The organism is Enterobacter cloacae complex sp. EB5 (assembly GCF_031432835.1).
In the GTDB taxonomy this organism is placed as follows: Bacteria; Pseudomonadota; Gammaproteobacteria; order Enterobacterales; family Enterobacteriaceae; genus Enterobacter; species Enterobacter hormaechei_C.
The window spans coordinates 4,281,866-4,303,645 of record NZ_CP133860.1; the positions used below are offsets into that span (position 1 = coordinate 4,281,866).

Annotated in this window: 19 protein-coding genes; 15 read left to right on the forward strand and 4 right to left on the reverse strand. The window is 54.8% G+C overall.

Features of this window, described 5'->3' with window-relative positions; translation table 11 throughout:
• Positions 1 to 46 precede the first annotated feature (46 nt).
• The gene (gene ycjG, locus RHN82_RS20610; protein ID WP_047051010.1) at positions 47 to 1,012 is read left to right on the forward strand and encodes an L-Ala-D/L-Glu epimerase; all 966 of its coding nucleotides are present in this window, start codon (positions 47 to 49) and stop codon (positions 1,010 to 1,012) included.
• Here ycjG and mpaA read toward each other — a convergent pair.
• Positions 1,003 to 1,716, reverse strand: a complete 714-nt coding sequence (gene mpaA / locus RHN82_RS20615) for a murein tripeptide amidase MpaA (RefSeq protein WP_022651338.1) — start codon at positions 1,714 to 1,716, stop codon at positions 1,003 to 1,005. The two genes, ycjG and mpaA, sit on opposite strands and share 10 nt — an antisense overlap.
• Positions 1,717 to 1,899: 183 nt before the next feature.
• Here mpaA and RHN82_RS20620 point away from each other — a divergent pair, with 183 nt between their 5' ends.
• The 13 genes from RHN82_RS20620 to RHN82_RS20680 all read left to right on the forward strand — a co-directional run bounded on the left by RHN82_RS20620 (position 1,900) and on the right by RHN82_RS20680 (position 18,393).
• On the forward strand, positions 1,900 to 3,516 hold the full coding sequence (locus tag RHN82_RS20620) for an ABC transporter substrate-binding protein (protein ID WP_047051011.1): 1,617 nt from the start codon (positions 1,900 to 1,902) through the stop codon (positions 3,514 to 3,516).
• A gap of 614 nt (positions 3,517 to 4,130) precedes the next feature.
• Positions 4,131 to 4,622, forward strand: a complete 492-nt coding sequence (gene tssB, locus RHN82_RS20625) for a type VI secretion system contractile sheath small subunit (protein ID WP_003856899.1) — start codon at positions 4,131 to 4,133, stop codon at positions 4,620 to 4,622.
• 40 nt (positions 4,623 to 4,662) lie between these two features.
• Complete coding sequence (tssC, locus tag RHN82_RS20630) at positions 4,663 to 6,198, forward strand: type VI secretion system contractile sheath large subunit (RefSeq protein ID WP_047051097.1); 1,536 nt, start codon at positions 4,663 to 4,665, stop codon at positions 6,196 to 6,198.
• A gap of 13 nt (positions 6,199 to 6,211) precedes the next feature.
• The gene (tssK, locus tag RHN82_RS20635) at positions 6,212 to 7,552 is read left to right on the forward strand and encodes a type VI secretion system baseplate subunit TssK (RefSeq protein WP_047051012.1); all 1,341 of its coding nucleotides are present in this window, start codon (positions 6,212 to 6,214) and stop codon (positions 7,550 to 7,552) included.
• Positions 7,549 to 8,202 carry a type VI secretion system protein TssL, short form gene (gene tssL, locus RHN82_RS20640; protein WP_047051013.1) on the forward strand — a complete coding sequence of 218 codons (654 nt, stop codon included), beginning with the start codon at positions 7,549 to 7,551 and terminating at the stop codon, positions 8,200 to 8,202. Before tssK ends, tssL begins: the two co-directional genes overlap by 4 nt.
• A 3-nt stretch (positions 8,203 to 8,205) precedes the next feature.
• The gene (locus RHN82_RS20645; protein ID WP_047051015.1) at positions 8,206 to 9,912 is read left to right on the forward strand and encodes an OmpA family protein; all 1,707 of its coding nucleotides are present in this window, start codon (positions 8,206 to 8,208) and stop codon (positions 9,910 to 9,912) included.
• Positions 9,913 to 9,917: 5 nt separating this feature from the next.
• On the forward strand, positions 9,918 to 10,409 hold the full coding sequence (hcp, locus tag RHN82_RS20650; RefSeq protein WP_022651331.1) for a type VI secretion system effector Hcp: 492 nt from the start codon (positions 9,918 to 9,920) through the stop codon (positions 10,407 to 10,409).
• A gap of 173 nt (positions 10,410 to 10,582) precedes the next feature.
• Positions 10,583 to 13,222, forward strand: coding sequence for a type VI secretion system ATPase TssH (gene tssH, locus RHN82_RS20655; protein WP_047051016.1), 2,640 nt, complete (start codon positions 10,583 to 10,585; stop codon positions 13,220 to 13,222).
• A gap of 1 nt (position 13,223) precedes the next feature.
• Entirely contained in the window at positions 13,224 to 13,829 is a 606-nt protein-coding gene (locus tag RHN82_RS20660; RefSeq protein ID WP_047051017.1) for a DUF2778 domain-containing protein, read from the forward strand.
• Positions 13,826 to 14,053, forward strand: a complete 228-nt coding sequence (locus tag RHN82_RS20665; RefSeq protein ID WP_047051018.1) for a hypothetical protein — start codon at positions 13,826 to 13,828, stop codon at positions 14,051 to 14,053. The genes RHN82_RS20660 and RHN82_RS20665 overlap by 4 nt, the downstream gene beginning before the upstream one ends.
• Before the next feature lie 80 nt (positions 14,054 to 14,133).
• Positions 14,134 to 16,770: a type VI secretion system Vgr family protein gene (locus RHN82_RS20670; protein WP_047051019.1), complete on the forward strand. Its 2,637-nt coding sequence runs from the start codon at positions 14,134 to 14,136 to the stop codon at positions 16,768 to 16,770.
• Positions 16,763 to 17,302 carry a hypothetical protein gene (locus RHN82_RS20675; protein ID WP_047051021.1) on the forward strand — a complete coding sequence of 180 codons (540 nt, stop codon included), beginning with the start codon at positions 16,763 to 16,765 and terminating at the stop codon, positions 17,300 to 17,302. The genes RHN82_RS20670 and RHN82_RS20675 overlap by 8 nt, the downstream gene beginning before the upstream one ends.
• Positions 17,303 to 17,310: 8 nt before the next feature.
• Complete coding sequence (locus RHN82_RS20680; RefSeq protein ID WP_047051022.1) at positions 17,311 to 18,393, forward strand: LysM domain-containing protein; 1,083 nt, start codon at positions 17,311 to 17,313, stop codon at positions 18,391 to 18,393.
• A gap of 35 nt (positions 18,394 to 18,428) precedes the next feature.
• On the opposite strand, the gene RHN82_RS20685 is transcribed toward RHN82_RS20680, so the two are convergent.
• The 3 genes from RHN82_RS20685 to RHN82_RS20695 are packed head-to-tail and all read right to left on the reverse strand — an operon-like array spanning position 18,429 to position 21,152.
• The gene (locus RHN82_RS20685) at positions 18,429 to 19,718 is read right to left on the reverse strand and encodes an ISL3-like element ISPpu12 family transposase (protein ID WP_004574636.1); all 1,290 of its coding nucleotides are present in this window, start codon (positions 19,716 to 19,718) and stop codon (positions 18,429 to 18,431) included.
• Between the two features lie 21 nt (positions 19,719 to 19,739).
• The gene (gene lspA, locus RHN82_RS20690; protein ID WP_004863699.1) at positions 19,740 to 20,252 is read right to left on the reverse strand and encodes a signal peptidase II; all 513 of its coding nucleotides are present in this window, start codon (positions 20,250 to 20,252) and stop codon (positions 19,740 to 19,742) included.
• Between the two features lie 3 nt (positions 20,253 to 20,255).
• Positions 20,256 to 21,152, reverse strand: coding sequence for a cation transporter (locus tag RHN82_RS20695; RefSeq protein WP_004574643.1), 897 nt, complete (start codon positions 21,150 to 21,152; stop codon positions 20,256 to 20,258).
• 95 nt (positions 21,153 to 21,247) lie between these two features.
• Here RHN82_RS20695 and cadR point away from each other — a divergent pair, with 95 nt between their 5' ends.
• Positions 21,248 to 21,655, forward strand: coding sequence for a Cd(II)/Pb(II)-responsive transcriptional regulator (cadR, locus tag RHN82_RS20700; protein WP_004364961.1), 408 nt, complete (start codon positions 21,248 to 21,250; stop codon positions 21,653 to 21,655).
• The last annotated feature ends 125 nt before the right edge of the window (positions 21,656 to 21,780 follow it).

The following is a 21,780-nucleotide window of genomic DNA, read 5'->3' on the forward strand; positions in this document are numbered from 1 at the left end:
CACGGCAAACCAATTTTCTGCCTTTCCGGCCTGCAAGGAGTCAGTGATGAGAAGCGTTAAGGTCTATGAAGAAGCCTGGCCATTGCACACCCCGTTTGTGATCTCGCGCGGCAGCCGTAATGAGGCCTGCGTGGTCGTGGTTGAATGTGAAGAGGACGGCGTAAAAGGCGTCGGAGAATGTACCCCTTATCCTCGCTACGGAGAAAGCCTGGCGTCAGTCATGGCGCAAATTATGACGGTGGTGCCCGAGTTGCAGGCGGGCCTGACGCGCGAGTCTCTTCAGCTTCGGTTGCCGGCCGGCGCGGCACGCAACGCGATTGACTGCGCACTCTGGAGTCTGGAAGCGGCGAAACAACAAAAACCGCTGCCTGCGCTGCTGGACGTTACGCTGCCGCAATCGATCGTCACCGCGCAAACGGTGGTCATCGGTGAACCAGAGCAAATGGCCGCCAGCGCTCAGGCGTTGTATGCCACCGGTGCAACCTTATTAAAGGTGAAGCTCGACGATCGCCTGATTAGCGAACGCATGGTCGCCATTCGTGCGGCGGTGCCTGATGCCACTCTTATCGTCGATGCGAACGAATCATGGCACAGCGAAGGGCTGGCAGCCCGTTGTCAGCTGCTTGCCGATCTGGGCGTTGCCATGCTGGAGCAACCCCTCCCGGCAGAAGACGATGCCGCGCTGGCGAATTTTATTCATCCGCTTCCCGTCTGTGCAGACGAAAGCTGTCATACCCGTGAGAGCCTGTCAGCCCTCAAGGGACGTTACGAAATGGTGAACATTAAGCTGGATAAAACAGGTGGGTTGACCGAGGCCCTTGCTCTGGCACAAGCTGCGCAGGCGCAAGGCTTTGCTCTGATGCTGGGCTGTATGTTGTGTACGTCCAGAGCGATCGGCGCTGCACTCCCGCTGGTGAACAGCGTGCGCTTTGCCGATCTGGACGGCCCAACCTGGCTGGCGGTTGACGTCTCACCCGCGCTGAATTTTACCTCCGGCGTACTTCATCTTTGAGGCTGCCAGCGCAGGAGATCTGTCATCGCCCGCAGGTATTTCTCGCTCGCTTCATCCGAGGAGATGGGCGGAAACTCTGCGGTTATACAGTGAAGGCTGAGGTCCGCGCACCAGCTGCCAAACGACCCGGGTGTTTCATAGCCAACGCTGCTCACCAGAGGTAGAGCAAACGCATCCGCCAGCCACTGCCCGAGCGCCGTATGACGAGGATCTTCAATACAGGCGAGGGGATCGTGGAAAGAGACAACCCAGGCCGGGTGGATCTTATGAATAAGCTGGCACAGCGCCTGAGTCTCCGGTTCGGAACCGGGTTTGTCTCCCGTGAGCAGGACCACATCTCGCTCCTGCGCCGAACTGTTCCAGCGATACACCGTTTCACCGGCGCGCCAGTTTGCCGCCGGGAAGTTCCTGTTCAGGTCAACGCCGCGTGCATTCGCCCGTAATCCAAGCTGACAACCGTCCGGGTTGACGGACAAAATCACATGATGACGTCGTAAATCGGGGGCCAGCGTACGTAGCGCGCACGAGAGCGTCACGACAGACGAGTTTTCATCACCATGCGTGCCTGCAATGATTAAGCCGCTATTGCGATCGGCCTTGGGGGCCGGAAACCAGATTAGCGGCGCACCTAAAAATGAGCGTCCATAATGTTCAGTTCCGGGCGGGAAGGCGCCGCGTTCCGTTCTTGGTCGGGTAGTTGCCATAGTAAACCCTGATGATAAAGTCACTTCTGGCAGTGTTGTGCAAAAGCCGCGCTTAATCAAATAGTTTCCGTGTGTATGGAAAATTGCCTGACATCAACTTTCCGGAGGAAGCATTTGCATTTCTCCGTTTCGAAACAAATAATTACGCATCTGCCTGTTACCTGACATCATTAAGGGGATCGTATGAAGCATCCTGTTTCGCTTCTTTGTACTGCGCTGTGGCTGTGCGGGCTTTCTTCACTTTCATATGCCGCGGAGGTTCCCGAAGGAACGGTTCTGGCGCAAAAGCAGGAGCTGGTTCGACATATCAAAGATGAGCCCGCTTCGCTCGATCCGGCAAAAGCGGTGGGGTTGCCCGAGATACAGGTGATCCGCGACCTCTATGAAGGGCTGGTGAATCAGAACGAAAAAGGGGAGTTAGTTCCCGGCGTGGCGACGCGCTGGCAGAGCAATGACAACCGCGTCTGGACGTTCACGTTGCGGGATAACGCTAAGTGGTCTGACGGTACCCCGGTGACGGCACACGATTTTGTCTATAGCTGGCGTCGTCTGGTTGATCCTAAAACAACGTCACCTTTCGCCTGGTTCGCGGCGCTGGCGGGCATTAACAATGCCCAGGCCATTATCGACGGCAAAGCTGCTCCGGATACGCTCGGCGTGACGGCGGTGGATGCTAAAACGCTGCGCGTGCAGCTGGACAAACCGCTGCCCTGGTTCAGCAATCTGACGGCTAACTTCGCGTTTTATCCTGTTCAAAAGGCCAATGTGGAAAGCGGTAAGGAATGGACGCGGCCTGGCGCGCTCATTGGCAACGGTGCGTATGTGCTGAAAGATCGCGTGGTGAATGAAAAACTGGTGGTTGAGCCGAATTCACATTACTGGGATAACGCCAGGACGGTGCTTAAAAAAGTCACCTTTGTGCCGATCAACCAGGAGTCCTCGGCGACCAAACGCTATCTGGCGGGCGATATCGATATTACAGAATCGTTTCCGAAAAACATGTACCAGAAGCTGCTTAAAGATATTCCGGGACAAGTATATACACCGCCACAGCTTGGGACCTATTACTACGCGTTTAACACGCAAAAAGGCCCAACCGCGGATGCCCGCGTACGTCTCGCGCTCAGCATGACTATAGACAGACGTATTATGGCGGAAAAAGTCCTGGGGACCGGTGAGAAACCGGCCTGGCATTTTACTCCCGATGTCACTGCGGGCTTTACGCCGGAAACCTCGCCATTTGAGCAGATGTCGCAGCAAGAGCTGAATGCGCAGGCGAAAACGTTGTTGCAGGCGGCAGGCTATGGCCCTCAGCGTCCGCTAAAATTAACGCTGCTGTATAACACGTCTGAAAACCACCAGAAAATCGCGATTGCCGTTGCATCCATGTGGAAGAAAAATCTGGGTGTTGACGTTAAGTTGCAGAATCAGGAGTGGAAAACCTACATCGACAGCCGCAATACCGGGAATTTTGACGTCATCCGTGCATCGTGGGTAGGGGACTACAACGAGCCGTCGACATTCCTGTCGCTGCTGACCTCATCCCATAGCGGGAATATCTCACGATTCAACGATCCTGCTTACGATAAGATTATTCATCAGGCGACGCTCGAAACGACTGAAAAAGCGCGTAATGCCGACTACAACATGGCCGAGAAGATCCTCACCGAGAAAGCACCGATTGCCCCTATTTATCAGTACACCAATGGACGTCTCATCAAGCCATGGGTTAAAGGTTATCCGATAAATAACCCAGAGGATGTTGCGTACAGCCGTACAATGTATATTGAAAAGCATTAAAAAGAGGTCAGGGCGCTACGTGATTATGGTAAACATCCATTAACCGCATAAGCGCCCGCTTTCAGGGGGCATGATTTTACAGCCTGGTTAATACCGTATATCCCCTTCATATCAGCCCATCACTCATTGTCATGATGAATATCTTCAGAGAGATTCTTTCTCCCGTTTATCGAAAAACGCGTAGTCATTTATTCGCCATTCCTGTAGCAGTATAGTCATTACTGTTTTTAAGATTAAATTTGTCCGATACAGGATTTTTTCATATTCAGGCCATTTATTGAATTAAAACCTTATTTCTCTGCGCTGTTACGGGGCGTGTTAATAAATGCATTGATGTAAATCAATTATTCAACCTCATGGAACAATAAGTTCAATATTTCCAAACAAAGCAGTCATTCCTGCCAGATTAATGTGAATAAATGGTTAATTTTTACTGTATGTCATGTATCTATGGCATTTATGAGTACAATAATTTAGTGGAATATTCTTAAGAAAAGTCCAATGGTAGATCTTTGATCTGATAAGTTGATTTTAAATGGGCTTTTGCTCTAATATGGTTTTGTAAAGAAACGTCACTCACTTAACATTTATTTCTTTTAAATAAAGGGACTGCTATGGCCGATTCATTCCAGAATGAGGTGCCCAAGGCACGCATAAACTTAAAGCTGGCTCTGCATACAGGTGGCGCGCAGAAGAAAATCGAACTGCCGCTTAAACTCCTCACCGTCGGTGATTTCAGTAATGGAAAAGAGAATCGCCCATTATCGGAAAGGGAGAAAATTAACGTCAATAAAAATAACTTCAACAGCGTACTTTCGGAATTTAACCCGGAAGTGAATCTGACGGTTCCTAACACAATGGCCGGGGATGGTTCGGAAGAAAGCATAAAACTGAATTTCTCCGATATTAAGGATTTCGAACCTGAACAGGTTGCCCGCCAGATCCCCCAGCTCCGCGCCATGCTGGCCATGCGTAATTTATTACGCGACCTCAAATCCAATCTCCTTGATAACGCCACTTTCAGAAAAGAACTCGAGAAAATTCTTAAAGACCCGGCGCTGTCTCAGGAATTACGCGACGAAATGAGTGCACTGGCCCCGAAATAAGCGGCATGTGTAATTTAATGGATTAACCGGGAATATGCTGATGTCTGTGAATACTGAAACCGCCTCCGCGCAGGGGCAGACCACCGTACTGGAAAAAGAGGGCGTTTACGCCTCCCTGTTTGAAAAAATCAACCTGACCCCGGCCTCCAGCCTGGGGGATATCAATGCGTTTCTGGATGACGCCGCGCTTTCTGACGCTCCGGCGGGTGAACGCCTGACGGCGGCGATGCAGGTGTTTATGGACTGCATCCGCAAATCCGGTCAGCCGGTGGAGAAGCTCGATAAAACGCTGATTGACCACCATATCGCTGAGCTGGATTTCCAGATCAGCCGTCAGCTGGATGCCGTAATGCATCACCAGGAGTTCCAGAAGGTGGAATCCCTGTGGCGCGGCCTGAAGCAGCTGGTGGACAGCACCGATTACCGCCAGAATGTGAAAACCGAAATTCTGGATGTGTCGAAAGAAGATCTGCGTCAGGACTTTGAAGACGCGCCGGAACTTATCCAGAGCGGCCTCTACTGGCACACCTATACCGCCGAATACGACACCCCGGGCGGCGAGCCGATTGGTTCCGTGATTTCATCCTATGAATTTGACGCCAGCCCGCAGGATGTGGCGCTGCTGCGCAACATCTCTAAAGTGTCAGCTGCCGCACATATGCCGTTTATTGGCTCTGTCGGTCCGAAATTCTTCCTGAAAGACTCCATGGAAGAGGTGGCTGCAATTAAGGATATCGGCAACTACTTCGACCGCGCGGAATACATCAAGTGGAAATCCTTCCGCGACACCGACGACGCCCGCTACATCGGCCTCGTGATGCCGCGCGTGCTGGGGCGTCTGCCGTATGGCCCGGACACCGTACCTGTACGCAGCTTTAACTACGTTGAGCAGGTGAAAGGCCCGGATCACGAGAAATACCTGTGGACCAGCGCGTCGTTCTCCTTCGCGTCAAACATGGTGAAGAGCTTCATCAATAACGGCTGGTGCGTGCAGATCCGTGGCCCGCAGGCGGGCGGGGCGGTGAAAGACCTGCCTATTCATCTGTACGTTCTGGGCACCGGCAACCAGGTGAAAATCCCGTCTGAGGTGATGATCCCGGAGACCCGGGAGTTTGAGTTTGCCAACCTCGGCTTTATTCCGCTCTCGTATTACAAAAACCGCGACTATGCCTGCTTCTTCTCGGCGAACTCCGCGCAGAAACCGGCGCTGTACGACACCGCAGATGCCACGGCCAACAGCCGCATCAACGCCCGTCTGCCGTACATCTTCCTGCTGTCGCGTATTGCGCACTACCTGAAGCTCATCCAGCGCGAAAACATCGGCACCACCAAGGACCGCCGTCTGCTGGAGCTGGAGCTGAATACCTGGGTGCGTAGTCTGGTGACGGAAATGACCGATCCGGGCGATGAGTTGCAGGCTTCTCATCCGCTGCGTGACGCGAAGGTGGTGGTGGAAGATATCGAAGACAACCCGGGTTTCTTCCGCGTGAAGCTGTTTGCGGTGCCGCACTTCCAGGTGGAAGGCATGGATGTGAACCTGTCTCTGGTGAGCCAGATGCCTAAAGCGAAAGCGTAAGGCGGTAGCAGGGATGAAAATTTATCGTCCGTTATGGGAAGACGGGGCCTTCCTGGCCCCGCAGCAGTTCCAGCAGCAGGCCCGCTGGGATGCACATATGGCCGATACCGTGGCCCGGATGGCGCTGGCGCACCCGTGGGGTGTGCTGTGCGCGGAGTTCGACGAAGGCGCGCTGGCCCTTTCACGGCTGAATGCCACCCGGCTTTGCGTGCGCTTTGCGGATGGTACGCTGGTGGACACAGATCTGGCGGATAACCTGCCGCCGGTATGTGATTTATCAGCGGTGGGGAGTGATGCAGTTGAAGTGCTGCTGTGTCTGCCACTCCTCAGCGCCAATGGCGGTAATCTGGATGACGGGCAGGACAGTGCCCGTCCACGCCGCTGGCAATCTGAACGGGTGACGGTGCAGGAACTGGCCGGGCATGAGCGCAGTGAACTGACGGTACTTCGTCATGCCCTGACGCTGCGGCTTTCGACTCAGGAAAACAGCGCCTGGCTTACCTGCCCGGTGGCAAGACTGTTGCGAAACGCGCAAGGGCAGTGGGTACTGGAGCGGAGCTTTATTCCGCCGCTGCTCTCTTTGTCTGCCAGCCCGTTACTGCTCAGCGAACTGAGTGATTTGCTGCACCGCCTTGCGGCCCGGCGTAAGCGCCTGATGGCAATGCGCCGTGAAAGCAACGAACGGATGGCGGATTTCGCGGTGGCCGATGTATCGCTGTTCTGGTTGCTGAACGCCCTCAACAGCGTTGAGCCGGTACTGACGGAGCTGCACCAGGCGCCGTCTCGCCATCCGGAACTGCTGTACCGCGAGCTGGCCCGCCTTGCCGGCAGCCTGCTGACCTTTTCGCTTGAACATGATGTGGACGCCATTCCCCCCTATCGGCATGACGCGCCGGAAACGGTGTTCCCGCCGCTGTTTACCCTGCTTGATAGTCTTCTTGAAGCCAGCCTGCCGTCGCGCGTGATTGCTATTGAACTGAAACAGGGCGAAGACCGGGAAATCTGGCGCGGGAAGCTGCACGACGCGCGGTTGCGTGAAGGGGCCGATTTCTATCTCTCCGTGCGCTCCGCCATGCCAAACCACGAACTCCAGACGCGCTTCCCGCAACTGTGCAAGGCGGGCAGCCACGATGATGTCTCTGAGGTGGTGAATATCGCCCTGAGCGGGATGGTGATTAAACCGCTGAGTCACGTTCCGGCGGCCATCCCGCTGCGCCTGGAAAATCAGTATTTCGCGCTGGATCTGTCCACCGATGCTGCTCGAGCCATGCTGGAAGCCGGGAACTGTACCTTCTATACGCCGGGCTCCCTCGGTGAGGTGAAACTTGAACTGTTTGCGGTGCTGCGCTCATGAACGATGCCGACATTGACCTGATAAACAAAACGTTTTATCCGGGCTGGCTGATGGTCAGCCAGTTGCGCAGCGGCCAGGAGGTAAAGGACGGCGAAGCGCTGTACCGACGGGCCTGCCGGTGGGTGAACACCGCGCGTGAATCACTGACCGAAGCCGGGTTCAGCACCACATCCTGCGACCATATGCTGTATGCGTACTGCGCCCTGATGGATGAGAGCGTGCTGAACCGGGATAAACAGGATGACGGTTACCGCCAGTGGCGCAAGGACCCACTTCAGGCGCGGTTTTTCCGTACCCTGAATGCAGGGGAAGAGCTATGGGAGCGTATCCGTACGGCCCTGCGCGAACCTGCGCCGGATGTGGCAGTGCTGACCTGCCTGTACCGCACTCTGCAACTGGGCTTCACCGGCCAGTACCGCACGCAGGATGATGAGCGGCGTGAGGATGTGGTGCGCGCGCTCAGTGAGCGCGTACCGCCGTTTGCGCTGACCCAGGAAACGCCTGTGGTGGTCAGGGCATCCCGCCTGCGCAGCGGACGCCGGATGTACTGGCTGGGCTGGACGGCGGGCGTGGTGGTGCTGGCGGCGCTGTGGTTCACCTTCTCCTCTGTGCTGTCGCAGATGGTGGCGCAGATTGCGGGGCAGGGATAACGGATGCGTCAACTCACCCGAACGCTACTCACACTGTTTGCTGCTGTCCTTGCCCTGTGGCTGGTCGTGGGTTTCTGGCCGCTTTCCACCGTCAGCCGTTCTGTGCTCAGCGTCTGTATTCTGCTGGTCTGCGGCGCGGCGCTATGGCATCGGTGGCGGCGTCGCCAGTTCGTCATACCGGTAACGGAGCATGTCCTGCCCCCGGAAGATTTTCAGGGTGCGGTGGTGCTGGTCTGCGGCGATACGACCAGCCTGTTCCCTCCCGATACCGTTTATCGTGAAACCCGTCAGGGCTGGTACATACACGCGCAAAACGCAGAACAGCTGCCGCTGCTGGCGCAGCATCTGGCGGCCGTCCGTCCGGCGCTGGTGTCGCAGGTCTCGGTATTGCTGGCGCTGATACCGGAACAGCAGACGTCGGAAGAGGCACTGGCGCAGACGCTCCGTGGCTGGCGACGCAGTATTACGCAGTGCCGGAACTGGCTGAACGGTGTTCCGCCGGTATGGAGCGTGGCCTGGGTGTCGCCACCTGACCTTCACTCTAAAGAAGAGGCGCAGTGGTTTACCGTCACACCGGAGTTACCGGGCGTGCGGGTGCGGCAGAACGGACATGTCGCCCTGCCGGTGACGGACTGGCAGTGGGAGAGCGGCAGCCGCGCCTCACGCCTTTATGACACGCTGTGGCTGGACAGCATACTGGCGCTGATGGCGCACCACCTCACCCGGCCACTCAGCGCCAGACAGGGTGAGCTTCCGCAGCTGAATCTCTGCGCGGCAGGTATCTGTCTGACACCGATCGCCGCAACAGAGGATAACCTCTGGCAGCAGCAGATAGCCGGTATCACCACGCTTTGCCCGAAACCTGTCTTTGCAGCGGATTTACTGCCGCTGCCGGAGGTATTGCTGCCGTACCTGCCACGTCGTCACGGCATCAGCCGCCGGATGCAGAATATGCGGCTGGCCGGGGGGATCAGCTTTGTCTTCCTTGCGCTGGCGATGCTGGCTTCCTTTATCAACAACCAGCGGCTGGTGCGCAGCGTGGGCGACCACCTTGCCGTATACCACCGTCTCAGCGGCACGCCACCTGAGCCGAAGCAGCAGGCGCAGCAGCGTTTGCGGGCAGACAGCCGCCTGCTGGACGACTGGCTGCGGCGTGGCGAGCCACTGCGTTATGGGCTCGGCCTGTATCAGGGCATGCGTCTGATCCCGCCGGTAGAAGCCGCCATTAATAGCTGGACGCCACCGCCGCCACCTCGTCCGGTGATTAAGAAAATTGTACAGGGGCCGCAGACTGTCCGCCTCGACAGCATGTCGCTGTTCGATTCCGGCAAATTTGAGCTCAAAGCGGGCTCCACCCGAATGCTGGTGAATTCACTGGTCGGCATTAAAGCGAAGCCCGGCTGGCTGATTGTGGTGGCGGGCCATACCGACAGCACCGGGGATGACCAGTCCAACCAGGTGCTGTCGCTTAAGCGCGCGGAGTCGGTGCGCGACTGGATGCGGGATACCGGCGACGTGCCGGAAAGCTGTTTTGCGGTGCAGGGCTATGGCGAAAGCCGTCCTGTCGCCACCAACGACACCCCGGAAGGGCGTGCGCTCAACCGCCGTGTCGAAATCAGTCTGGTACCGCAGGCGAATGCCTGTCAGGCGCCGGGCAAGACCCATGCGTCATCGCAGGATGATGGCGCTGATAACAATGTAACGGAGTAATTAACATGGCAATTCCAGTCTATCTGTGGCTGAAGGACGACGGCGGCGCGGACATCAAAGGGTCCGTGGACGTGAAAGACCGTGAAGGCAGTATCGAAGTGGTGGCCCAGGAGCACAACCTGTACATCCCGACCGATAACAATACCGGCAAGCTGACCGGCACCCGTATCCACACCCCGTTCCTGTTCACCAAGGAAATCGACTCCTCCAGCCCGTACCTGTACAAGGCGGTGACGACCGGCCAGACCCTGAAATCGGCTGAGTTCAAATGGTACAGAATCAATGACGCAGGCCAGGAAGTGGAGTACTTCAACACGAAGCTTGAGAACGTGAAGCTGGTGAAAGTGAATCCGAAGATGCATGACATCAAGGATCCTGCTTTCGAGAAGCACAACCACCTCGAGCAGATTGAACTGCGCTACGAAAAAATCACCTGGACCTACAAGGACGGCAACATCATTCATTCCGATTCCTGGAACGAACGCGCCACTGCGTAAGAGCCCTGAGCAGACGGTCAGCCGTCTGCTTTTTTTGCTGAGCGCCTGCACTGACGGGTGGTCAGCAAAGAAAAACACAATCTGCCTGCCCGACCTGATGCGCTTTGGGTTCCTGAATAACAGGGAACAGCGACGGGCGGTAGCGTGTCCGGAACTGATAAAGAGAGAGTCTCATGGAAAATCCAGCCATTCTGTTACGCCGTCTTAACCCTTACTGTGCCCGCGCGATGGAAGGGGCCGCTTCCCTGTGCCAGACCCGCGCTCATGCGGAAATCCTGCCTGAGCACTGGCTGCTGAAACTGCTGGAGCAGGGTGAGGGCGACCTGACGGTGCTGGCGCGGCGCTACGAATGGGATATGGATACGATATGGCAGGATATGCTGGGTTTTCTGGACAGCCTGCCACGGTCGGTGCGCAGCCGTCCGCAGCTTTCGGAGGGCGTGCAGTCCCTTATGCAGGACGCCTGGCTGCACGCCTCGCTGGCGGGGGAAGAGCATATCCGCAGCATTCACCTTCTGATGGCTCTGGTGGAAAAACCGAAACTGCTGCGCTGTGACGGCCTGTGGCCGCTGCTGACGCTGGCGCAGAGCCAGCTTGAGCGCCTGCGTGGACTTCTGGATGCGCAGTCGGATGAACGCCCGGAGGTGCAGCAGGAAGCGGAGCTTACGCAGGGGGATGAGGTGGAGTTTGTCGGCCGTCCGGTGAACGCGGATATAAAAGGAGAGCTGAACCCGGCGTTGCAGAATGCGCTGGACAGGTTCACCCTCGACGTCACCGCCCGCGCCCGTGAGGGCAGAATCGACCCGGTCTATGGCCGCGACAATGAAATCCGCCAGATGGTGGACATTCTTTCCCGGCGCCGCAAGAACAACCCGATTCTGGTCGGCGAACCGGGAGTCGGCAAGACCGCGCTCGTGGAGGGACTGGCGCTGCGCATTCATGAGGGCAATGTGCCGGACGCGCTGAAGCCGGTCTCGGTACGCACCCTTGACCTCGGCCTGTTACAGGCCGGGGCGGGTGTGAAGGGGGAATTCGAGCAGCGCCTGAAAAACATCATCGACGCGGTGCAGCAGTCACCCCAGCCGGTTCTGCTCTTTATAGACGAGGCGCACACCATTATCGGCGCGGGCAACCAGGCGGGCGGCGCCGATGCGGCCAACCTGCTGAAACCGGCGCTCGCCCGCGGTGAGCTCAGAACCATCGCCGCCACCACCTGGAGTGAGTACAAACAGTACTTTGAGCGCGACGCCGCGCTGGAGCGTCGTTTCCAGATGGTTAAAGTTGATGAGCCGGACGACGACACCGCCTGCCTGATGCTGCGCGGACTCAAGTCACGCTACGCGGAGCACCATGGCGTACACATTACGGATGAGGCGGTTAAAGCTGCCGTCACGTTGTCCAGACGCTATCTGACCGGACGCCAGCTTCCTGACAAGGCGGTGGATTTGCTGGATACCGCCTCTGCCCGTGTCCGTATGAGCCTGGACACTATTCCGGAGCCGCTGACCCGCATGAAGGCGCAGCTCACGGCCCTGGCTATGGAGAAACAGGCGCTGCTGGAGGATATCGCGGTGGGTAATACCGCCCACGGCGAACGTCTGGTGGCCATTGAACAGGACGAAATCCGCATCATCCTGCAACTCGACGAACGGGAAAACCAGTACGGCCAGGAGCTGAAACTCACGGAAGAACTGCTGGCCTGCCGGGCTGATATCTCCCGTCAGGGGGAGATTGCGGACCTGCAACAGCAACTGAGCGATATACAAAAGCATACCCCGCTGCTGGAGCTGGATGTGGACGCGCGTACCGTCGCCACCGTTATCGCCGACTGGACGGGCGTACCGCTCTCTTCCCTGATGAAGGACGAGCAGACGGAACTGCTGAGCCTTGAGCACAGTCTGGCGAAACGCGTTGTCGGTCAGGACAGTGCACTGAATGCCATTGCGCAGCGCCTGCGCGCCAGCAAAACCGGTCTGGCGCCGGAGAACGGCCCGCAGGGCGTGTTCCTGCTTGTGGGGCCGAGCGGCACCGGCAAGACGGAAACCGCCCTGGCGCTGGCCGATGAACTGTTCGGCGGCGAGAAGTCCCTTATCACCATCAACCTCTCGGAATACCAGGAGCCACACACCGTCTCGCAGCTCAAGGGCTCACCTCCGGGCTACGTGGGTTACGGTCAGGGCGGCATTCTGACCGAAGCCGTCCGTAAACGCCCGTACAGCGTGGTGCTGCTGGATGAAGTGGAAAAGGCGCACCGGGACGTGATGAACCTGTTCTACCAGGTCTTTGACCGGGGCGTCATGCGCGACGGCGAGGGGCGGGAAATTGACTTCCGCAACACGGTGATTCTGATGACCTCCAATCTCGGCAGCGACCTCATCATGCAGATGCTGGAGGAACAGCCGGAGGCGACAGAGCCGGACCTGCATGAACTGCTGCGTCCTGTCCTGCGGGACCACTTCCAGCCCGCGCTGCTGGCGCGCTTCCAGACGGTGATTTACCGTCCGCTGGCGCAGGCAGCGATGCGCACCATCGTGGAAATGAAGCTGGCGCAGGTCAGTAAACGCCTCAACCGTCACTACGGTATGAAGACCGATATCCACGAAAGCCTGTACGACGCGCTGACCGATGCCTGCCTGCTGCCGGACACCGGGGCTCGCAATGTTGACAGCCTGCTGAACCAGCAGATTCTGCCGGTACTGAGTCAGCAACTGCTGAGCCATATGGCGGCGGGGCAGAAGCCGCAGGATCTTACGCTTGGCTGGGATGAGGAAGAGGGTGTAGGGATCGTGTTTAATGAGGCGCACGGAGGCTGAAATGCAGATTTGCATGATGGATTACGGTAACCTGTCGGCGGATGGCAAAACGGCGTACCTGAAATGTTACGGCATCGGGACGTTTGAAGTGCTGTCGGGCATTGATCGCTATATCAATAACCCTGACTGCGCCGACCATGAGAAGGCGGCTATTCCACCCGGTACATACTGGGTGACCGACAGGCCTGCCGGCAGCCTGTATAACCGTGTCAGGGCAGAGGCGATTGATGCCTGGCATGGTTACCGAAATCATCATTCTGAATGGTTTGCCCTGTTCAGCGATAAAACCAAAAAAGACAGTCTGAATGTGAATGGTCTCAACCGCACAGGCTTTCGTCTTCACCCCCTGAACAGCGATGGCACTGGCGTCTCCTGGGGCTGTATCACCCTGAGACGTTACAGCGATTTTCAGCATCTGCGCCGCCTGTTGTTGAAGCGGGGGGCCTTTCCGGTGCCTGGCGGGAATGGCCTGATGGCCTGGGCTCGTATCGATGTACGCGGTACGCCCGATTTCAGCCAGTGCGAGAAAGAGATCAGGGAAAAGGAAGACGCTGATAAGCGTCGGGCACAACAGTCCATGAAGAAACGCACGGAGAGCGCAGAATGAAAATCCTGCTCGTACTGGTCCTGGCGTTGCTTGGGTCGTTCTTCCTTCCCGATGGCAACCTTACCTATTTTGTGAACAACCACCTTCCGGTGCCTGGAGACGGTGAGGAGGGGATGGATAACCTTGCGATGACGGTCATCCTGATAAAAGCCCTGCTGAGCGGTGCCGGGGCATACCTCCTGCTGACGCTGATTCACTGGCTGCGCAACCGTCCGAATAAATAGTCCGTTTTTTTTCTTCTCTGACCGATGCTGGCCCGCGCCAGCCCTGACGGAATAACCGAATACACAATGGAGTCAACGCCATGAGCCTGACGGATACCCTGAACACGATGGTGACCACCGTCACCGGAAAAGCCCTGAACCGCTACCGTCTCGATATTCCTTCCTGTACGGCCGATATCGACGTGGAGGACTTCAGTGGCTCAGAAGCGATGAGCGAGCTTTACTGCTATACCATCAACTTCACCAGTCCCGACAAGAACATTGATGCCCGGCAGATGCTGAGCAAGCCCGCGACCCTGACAATGGGTGCGGGCAACCTGCTTTCCCTGACGGATCGCAAGGTGGTTCACGGGGTGGTGACCCGTTTCGAGCGTACCGGTGGCTCCGCTGATGAAGCGCACTACTGCATCGTGCTGGAGCCTTTTCTGGCATTGCTGGGGAATCAGTTCCGCACCCATCGCTTTTTCGTCAATAAGTCGGTGCCGGAAGTGGTTGCAGAGGTGCTGCAGGAACATGGTCTGAAAGGCTGGGAATATGAGTTTACCCTCAAAGCCGACTATCCAAAGCGTGAGCAGATTAACCAGTATCAGGAAAACGACCTCGCGTTCATTGAACGCCTGCTGGCGGAGGTGGGTATTTTTTACTTCTTCACCCTGCAGCCTGACACTCAGACCGAAGTGGTACATTTCGCAGACAAGCAGAGTGCCTGGACGTTTGGTAAGAAACTGCGGCTGAACAGCCCGTCAGGGATGAATGACAATGCGGCCGACTCGGTGTGGGGCGTACACGTCTGGCATAACGTGGTGGAGCGTTCGGTCACCGCCTGTGACTACAACCACCGCGAAGCTCAGAATGTCCTGATGTCCGTACCGGCGGACATGACACGCGGCGACGGGGAGGGGAACACCTACGGCGATGTGTATCATTATCGCCCGCGTCACCTTGAACGTGGCGACAAAATTACACCGTCGGCAGAAACAGGTAACTTCTGGGCACGTCTGGAGCATGAGCGCTTCCTGTCCACCCAGACCACAGTAACTGGCAGCAGTACCGACCATACCCTGGGCCCGGCTCAGGTGCTGACTATCACCGAAACGGCTATTCCGCCGACGCTGCCGCGTGAAACCGAAAACGGTCTCGTCATCATTAGTGCCGGCTACTCCGCCAGTCGCCAGAGCGCGCTGAAGGTGGAATGGGCTGCCATGCCGTACTACGATAACCGATGCTGGCGTCCGGCTTCTAAAAAACGCCCGGTGGTCAGCGGTACCCTGATGGCGCGCGTGACCAGCGCCAAAGATAACGATATCTACGCCTGGCAGGATGCATCGGGTATGTACCGGGTGAAGTTTGATGCTGACCGTGATGATAAGCGTCAGGGCCAGGAAAGTATGCCGGTGCGTTTTGCCAAACCTTACGGTGGCGACAAGTACGGCTTCCATTTCCCGCTGATACAGGGTACTGAAGTCGCCATTGCGTTCCATGAGGGTGATCCGGATCGTCCGTATATTGCCCATGCCCTTCACGACTCCCGCCACGTTGACCATGTCACTGTGGCCAACAGTACGCGCAACGTGATTCGAACAGCTGGCCTGAACAAGCTGCGGATGGAAGATAAGCGGGGGGAAGAGCACGTTAAGCTCAGTACGGAGTATGGCGGAAAGACCCAACTCAATTTAGGGCACAACGTAGACGCTTCAAGGAAGCTTCGCGGCGAAGGTGCAGAGCTGCGTACTGACCGACATGTTTCCATTCGGGGTGGTGCCGGGGTGTTTATCACTGCAGATAAACAACCATTTGCCGGGGACAAGATGCTTTCCATGCAGGAGGCGATAGCCCAGCTTGAGAATGCACTGAGTATTGCCAGAAGTTTGTCTGATGCTGCTGAAACGGCACAAGCACTTCCTGCTGATATACAGAGCCAGGTGAAGTTGACTGATGCTCTTAAAGACCTTGCCCAGCCAGGAATGGTGCTAAATGCGCCTGAAGGAGTAAGCATCACCAGCCCGCAGGCGATTCGTATGGCGTCGGGTAGTGCCAGCGTTGGGATCATGTCGCAACAGAATACAGACATTAGCGCACTTAAACGATTTACCGTAGCAGCAGGTGAAGCCGTGAGTATGCTGGCCCGTAAGGCCGGAATGAAACTCTTTGCGGCTAAGGGAAAAGTAGAAATTCAGGCTCAGGATGATGCGCTTGATGCGATAGCCAAAAAAGATGTGACCGTAACCAGTACAGAAGGACGAATTGAGATCACGGCGGCGAAAGATGTTGTGCTGAAAAATCTGGATGGGTCGTTCATCCAGTTGCAGGGTAAGAATATTATTCTGGGCTGTGAAGGTAATATCCTGTGGAAATGTGCCAATGCGCAGAAAATGGGTAGTGTAAGCATGAGTAGTGTTATGCCCCAGTTTCCATCTGGATATAGTGGGAAATTTACTGCATCGTCTGATGCAGGAGTTCCAGTTGCCGCTGCGGCATACATGTTGACATCGAGTAATGGGCAGAAGTTATTTGGAAGAACAGATGAGAACGGTGAAACAGTTCCAGTTTATTCATCAAGCCCGAATGAGAGTTTTGAACTTGAAATGATTCAAAGTGATTATTGGTACGATAGTGAAAATATTGTGGACAGAGTACATTGTACATCATTTTCAGATATGTCATTCCAGGACGATGGTTGCCAATGCAGAGTTTGTGAGGAAAATAAAAGTGCGTAATATTACTTTTAAGTTTAAATTTTTGTTATGCATGTTTCTTACTCCATTTTTTTCATTTGCAAGTAACGCATGGAATGCAAAATCAGCACAAATGCAATGTGGCTCAGCTTTGGTAAAGGTAAGTGCTGAATGCCAGATGAATCAAAAAAGCCCAACGGAGGATATATGCAAAAATTACCATTTGGAAATAAAGAACGGTACAAATAAAAAAGAGTTTTCTTTGCCATACATCCCGAACAGCCAAAAAGCTCTCCTGGAAAAACAGGGTTACTCCTTCAATAATGTAGTTAAGCCTGGTGATTGGGCTCCCTCCACAATGAAATGTTATGACAATGAAAATATTGTGATCGGATATCATCTTGGGCTGGATGAAGAGGAGAGCGTAAAGGGTTCATTATTGTCCTATATTGATGCCCCATTTATTGATCTTTCAGGGAACTTTATTACAGGCAACAAACTTTCTGAGCTTAGATCTCGAGAAATGAAAAACCCCTACGACAATACAAACATAGACTTTATTAGCAACCGCTGAGGTATGATATGTCTGATTTATATGAGTATTTAAATTCTAAAAAGGGAAAGGCATATTTTGATGACCAGATTAAACCATTTTCTTTAATCTCACTCTATCCGGATATAGATACATCCCGAAAGCTAAGAGGTAACAGTCGTACAATAGGAGATGCTGATAAAGATGTCCAGGATGCAATTATAGATATGATAATTACCATAGCTGTCCGCTATGGATTAAGTTATAAAGAGATATCATATATATTATTAACCACTAAGGTTGAGTCGGGATTTAACCCCGATGCGGCAGCGGCGACTACTAGTGCAGCTGGTTTAGCACAAGGAACGGTTGGTTTTATCGAAGATGCATTGACACAGTCTGAAGACATTCTTGGTTTTCAGCTAGATCTTCGTAATGAAGAAGTTTTTGACGCTGAAAAAGGATGCTATGCGGTTATTTATTCCTTTTTACTTAACAAATCAAAGGTGATGGAGAGTTACACATCAGATCAAAGTGAATACTGGGACTGGCTTTATTTGTTACATCATGATGGTGCCTATAGTTTAGGAAAATATCTCAATGGTACACGTGAGAAAAGTGCTGACGGCAAGAAGTGGGCGCTTTATATAAATAAGCATTTATCAGTTGTGGAAGGGTTGCTAAAAAACACTGAAGTTAATACTAAATTTAAACTATCTACGGGAAATGATACAGCATACAAAAACAAAAATTATATTGCTGCGATCTCTCCATTTCCAAGTTTAACATGCCCAAACTTAGTGTCAGACTATGAGAAAGCTCTAGTTTTTATCAAAGGCGTGACTGATGCAAACGGGATGACTGAATCAGTCAATGCTATCGCAGGTTCAGAAATTGTGTTTACTATTCTTGCTGATAATTACAAAGAATTAGCTAAAGCACCTGTTGAAAAAAATAATAATGGAACACATAAGACTCTAACTTATACCGTTAAGAAAGGTGACACCTTATCAGCAATAGCGAAGAAATATAGTGTGTCAGTAGAGAAATTGGCAAGAATTAATAAGATCCATAACGTAAACATGTTGCGTATTGGTGCGAAATTAAAAAGGGTATACGGATTTAATGGTTGATGGGGCACCTTCACCCCATCAATCTGATACCACCCTCAGATGGTTGATAGATCGACTCCGTAGTTGAGTTCCTCTGCGAAGTCCGGCAGTCCGTAACCGATGGTTTTCTTGTAGAAAGGAGAGACCTTCGCAGTCGGTGCCTTCTTCTTGTGCTTCGTGGTGTAGAGCATTCGTGCCCGCATCACCTCGAAGGAGTAACCGCGCCCTTCACGGTTCTTGTCCTTGGCCAGTCGGTTGATGGACTCCGTGTAAGCGTTGGTGACGGGCATGTCCGTCTCGAAGTAGGTCATGGTCTCTTCGCGCCAGTTTCCCACTGCCCTGACCAGATCGCTCCAGACTTCCTTTTGGCCCTTCGGGATGGTGGCTATCCACTCGTCCAGGGCGGCTTCTGCCTGGAGCCGTGTGGTGGCGTCCCAGATGCCGTAGAAGCGCTCCTTGTGCTCGTAGGCGGCCAGCAGTTGCGGGAACGCGCCTGTCCAGGTCTCCATGATGAGGCGCTCCCGGTCTGAGACTTCGTGAGCGCGTTTCAGCAGGATTTTCCGGTCTCCCTTGAGAGTCCGGCTCTGGGACGGTTTCAGCTCCTTTCTGAGGCCCTTGCGCACTCTCTCTAGGGCATCGTTGGCCATGCGCACCACATGGAACTTATCGACCACGATACGGGCCTGGGGCAGCACAGCCTTGACCGCTGCCCGGTAGGGGTTCCACATGTCCATGCTGACGATCTCGACCTTCTGCCGGTCTTTCAGCTTCATCAGGTAGTTGGTCACCACGTCCTGGCGGCGGGTGGCCAGCAGGTCGAGCAGGGTTCGCTCCTCAATGTTGGTCAGAATGCAGCGGTAGCGCTTGTTCAGGTATAGCTCGTCAATGCCCAGGATGCGGGGCGTCTCGAAGCGGTGCCAGCGCCCCAGGAACTCGGCGCGGGCGTTGAAGATGTCGCGCACCGTCTTCTCGTCCAGGCCGGTCTGTGCCGCCACAAAGGTGTAGGGGTGGTTGAAGGATTCCTTCTCCACGTACTCATGCAGCCGCAGTGTCATACGGAATCCGTCCACCATCTCCGGTAGCTGGGGCCTGAATGTTGTCTTGCAGGCCCGGCAGGTGTATCGGCGGCGGACCACCCAGAGAGTGACCCGCTTGCCGTGGATGGGCAGATCACGATAGGGAACGTCACGCTTGCCGAACCGTACGAACTCACCCTGCACGCCGCATTCCTCGCAGGCGATGGGATCGGGCACGTCCACCTGGAAGTGCATTTCGTCGTCGGTTGATTTGCAGCCCAGTACTTGGTATTGCGGCAGGTGAAGGATGTTGTCGGGAAGTTCGGTCATGGTGTTGTATAGGCGTAGGTGTCAGTCAGATCCATCCGGCTCGGCATTGGTGTTTGCTTTTTTACCCAACAAGCTGCTGGAAACGAAAAGTAAGGCACCGAGGACAATTGCAATATCAGCCAGGTTGAAGGCCGGCCAATGCCAGTCTCGCCAATAGAAATCAAAGGAATCCACAACATAGCCGCGAAAGACCCGGTCAATCAGGTTGCCCATGGCGCCACCGAGGATAAGACTGTAAGCGATGGCTTCTCCTTTATGACGATTTTCAAGGATCAGCTTGATCAGAAAAATCGAGACCACTACCGCGATTCCGATAAAAAAGTAGCGCTGCCAGCCTCCACCATTCGCAAAAAGACTGAATGCGGCACCGGTGTTCCATAGGTGCACCCAGTTAAAGAACGGGGTCACCGAAACATACTCGCCATAGGCCATTGATTGCTGCACCAGCCACTTTACAGCCTGATCAGACGCTGCCAGCAGGCCCGATATGGACAATAGGGCATACGGCGAGAGCTTTTTGCCAATAATGAGCATTATTTAACCCTTCAACGCCAAAATGCGTCTGGCACCGTTAAGTACAATGCCCCCCGCGATGGTGCCGATAATCAGATCCGGATAATTGGAACCGGTCCACGCGACCAGGGCGCCGGCGGTGATGACCCCCAGGTTGATCACCACGTCGTTGGCCGAGAATATCCAGCTTGCCTTCATGTGCGCCCCGCCTTCCCGATGTTTGGATATGAGCAGCAGACAACTGGTATTGGCAATCAATGCGACGAATGCGATAGCCATCATCACCAGCGATTCAGGCTCACTACCGAATACAAAGCGTCTCACCACCTCTACGAGCACGCCCACAGCCAAGATCAGTTGCAGTACACCAGCAAGATGCGCGGCACGTACCTGCATTTTCACGCTATGTCCAACCGCATAAAGGGCAAGCCCGTACACCGCCGCATCGGCAAAATTGTCCAGGGATTCTCCAATCAGGCCGGTGGACTGGGCGATCAGACCGGCAGTCATTTCCACCACGAACAGAAGTGCATTGATGCCGAGCAACCAGCGCAGGGTCCCGGATTCTTGCTTAGCAGAAGCTGCCGAAAACTCGGCGGCCTTGATGGTCTCCGGATTTGCAGCGACGGTTTCCTGAAGCGAGGCGCCTAGCCCCAAGGTCTTCAGTTTCGAGGTGACGGGCTCGACCTCGCCGTCATGCACGACCTTCAGCCGGCGGTTCGACAAGTCGAAGGACAGCGCCCGAATCTCCTCAAAGCCGTTCAGGGCTAGGCGAATCATTCGTTCTTCTGATGGACAGTCCATCTTCGGCACGGCATAAACACTGACCCATCTCCCTGGCGCCTCGGAGGAGGCCTGTATATCGGTATCCGCTGCGGACGTTGCATCACCGCCACAGGCGCCACCACAGGATTTGCTCATGATACGACTCCACTTGAACAATGTTGTGGTACCATTTAAAACTATAAAGCTACTATAAGGTCAATAGAGTAAAGAATCCGTTGGGGAGGAGGCTGATGCGCATTGGTCAGTTGGCGCAGTTGGTAGGGGTCGAAACACAGACGATCCGCTTCTATGAACAGCAGGGCTTGTTGCCGCCGCCTGATCGGCAGGACAACGGTTACCGTGTCTATACCGAGAAGCATGGTGAGGGGCTGGCCTTCATCCGTCGCTGCAGAATCCTGGGCCTGTCACTGGCTGAGATTCACGAACTACAGAGCTATCAGGACGACCCTCATCAGCCTTGTACCGCCGTCAACGCCTTGCTCGATGATCACATCTCTCATGTGCGGTCGCAGATAACCGCTCTGCAAGCGCTTGAGAAACAACTCGTTTCACTGAGAGCGAGTTGCAACGATGACCGGGAAGTTGAGGCGTGTGGGGTTCTTGCTGGAATTAGCGAAGGAAACATGCACCAGCAGTAGGTGAAGCATCAACCAGATAATCCGATGAGATGCCGGTCTGTCTCACTCTCATGCAAAGGTAAGATCAACCATTTAATCCGCTTACCCATTAAAAATACCTGATAGTAATCAAAATCATGGATATG

What these genes read in the sequence shown, in the direction of transcription:
- ycjG (WP_047051010.1), top strand. Translation starts at nt 47, where the DNA reads ATGAGAAGCGTTAAGGTCTATGAAGAAGCCTGGCCATTGCACACCCCG.
- mpaA (WP_022651338.1), bottom strand. Translation starts at nt 1,716, where the DNA reads ATGGCAACTACCCGACCAAGAACGGAACGCGGCGCCTTCCCGCCCGGA.
- RHN82_RS20620 (WP_047051011.1), top strand. Translation starts at nt 1,900, where the DNA reads ATGAAGCATCCTGTTTCGCTTCTTTGTACTGCGCTGTGGCTGTGCGGG.
- tssB (WP_003856899.1), top strand. Translation starts at nt 4,131, where the DNA reads ATGGCCGATTCATTCCAGAATGAGGTGCCCAAGGCACGCATAAACTTA.
- tssC (WP_047051097.1), top strand. Translation starts at nt 4,663, where the DNA reads ATGTCTGTGAATACTGAAACCGCCTCCGCGCAGGGGCAGACCACCGTA.
- tssK (WP_047051012.1), top strand. Translation starts at nt 6,212, where the DNA reads ATGAAAATTTATCGTCCGTTATGGGAAGACGGGGCCTTCCTGGCCCCG.
- tssL (WP_047051013.1), top strand. Translation starts at nt 7,549, where the DNA reads ATGAACGATGCCGACATTGACCTGATAAACAAAACGTTTTATCCGGGC.
- RHN82_RS20645 (WP_047051015.1), top strand. Translation starts at nt 8,206, where the DNA reads ATGCGTCAACTCACCCGAACGCTACTCACACTGTTTGCTGCTGTCCTT.
- hcp (WP_022651331.1), top strand. Translation starts at nt 9,918, where the DNA reads ATGGCAATTCCAGTCTATCTGTGGCTGAAGGACGACGGCGGCGCGGAC.
- tssH (WP_047051016.1), top strand. Translation starts at nt 10,583, where the DNA reads ATGGAAAATCCAGCCATTCTGTTACGCCGTCTTAACCCTTACTGTGCC.
- RHN82_RS20660 (WP_047051017.1), top strand. Translation starts at nt 13,224, where the DNA reads ATGCAGATTTGCATGATGGATTACGGTAACCTGTCGGCGGATGGCAAA.
- RHN82_RS20665 (WP_047051018.1), top strand. Translation starts at nt 13,826, where the DNA reads ATGAAAATCCTGCTCGTACTGGTCCTGGCGTTGCTTGGGTCGTTCTTC.
- RHN82_RS20670 (WP_047051019.1), top strand. Translation starts at nt 14,134, where the DNA reads ATGAGCCTGACGGATACCCTGAACACGATGGTGACCACCGTCACCGGA.
- RHN82_RS20680 (WP_047051022.1), top strand. Translation starts at nt 17,311, where the DNA reads ATGTCTGATTTATATGAGTATTTAAATTCTAAAAAGGGAAAGGCATAT.
- RHN82_RS20685 (WP_004574636.1), bottom strand. Translation starts at nt 19,718, where the DNA reads ATGACCGAACTTCCCGACAACATCCTTCACCTGCCGCAATACCAAGTA.
- lspA (WP_004863699.1), bottom strand. Translation starts at nt 20,252, where the DNA reads ATGCTCATTATTGGCAAAAAGCTCTCGCCGTATGCCCTATTGTCCATA.
- RHN82_RS20695 (WP_004574643.1), bottom strand. Translation starts at nt 21,152, where the DNA reads ATGAGCAAATCCTGTGGTGGCGCCTGTGGCGGTGATGCAACGTCCGCA.
- cadR (WP_004364961.1), top strand. Translation starts at nt 21,248, where the DNA reads ATGCGCATTGGTCAGTTGGCGCAGTTGGTAGGGGTCGAAACACAGACG.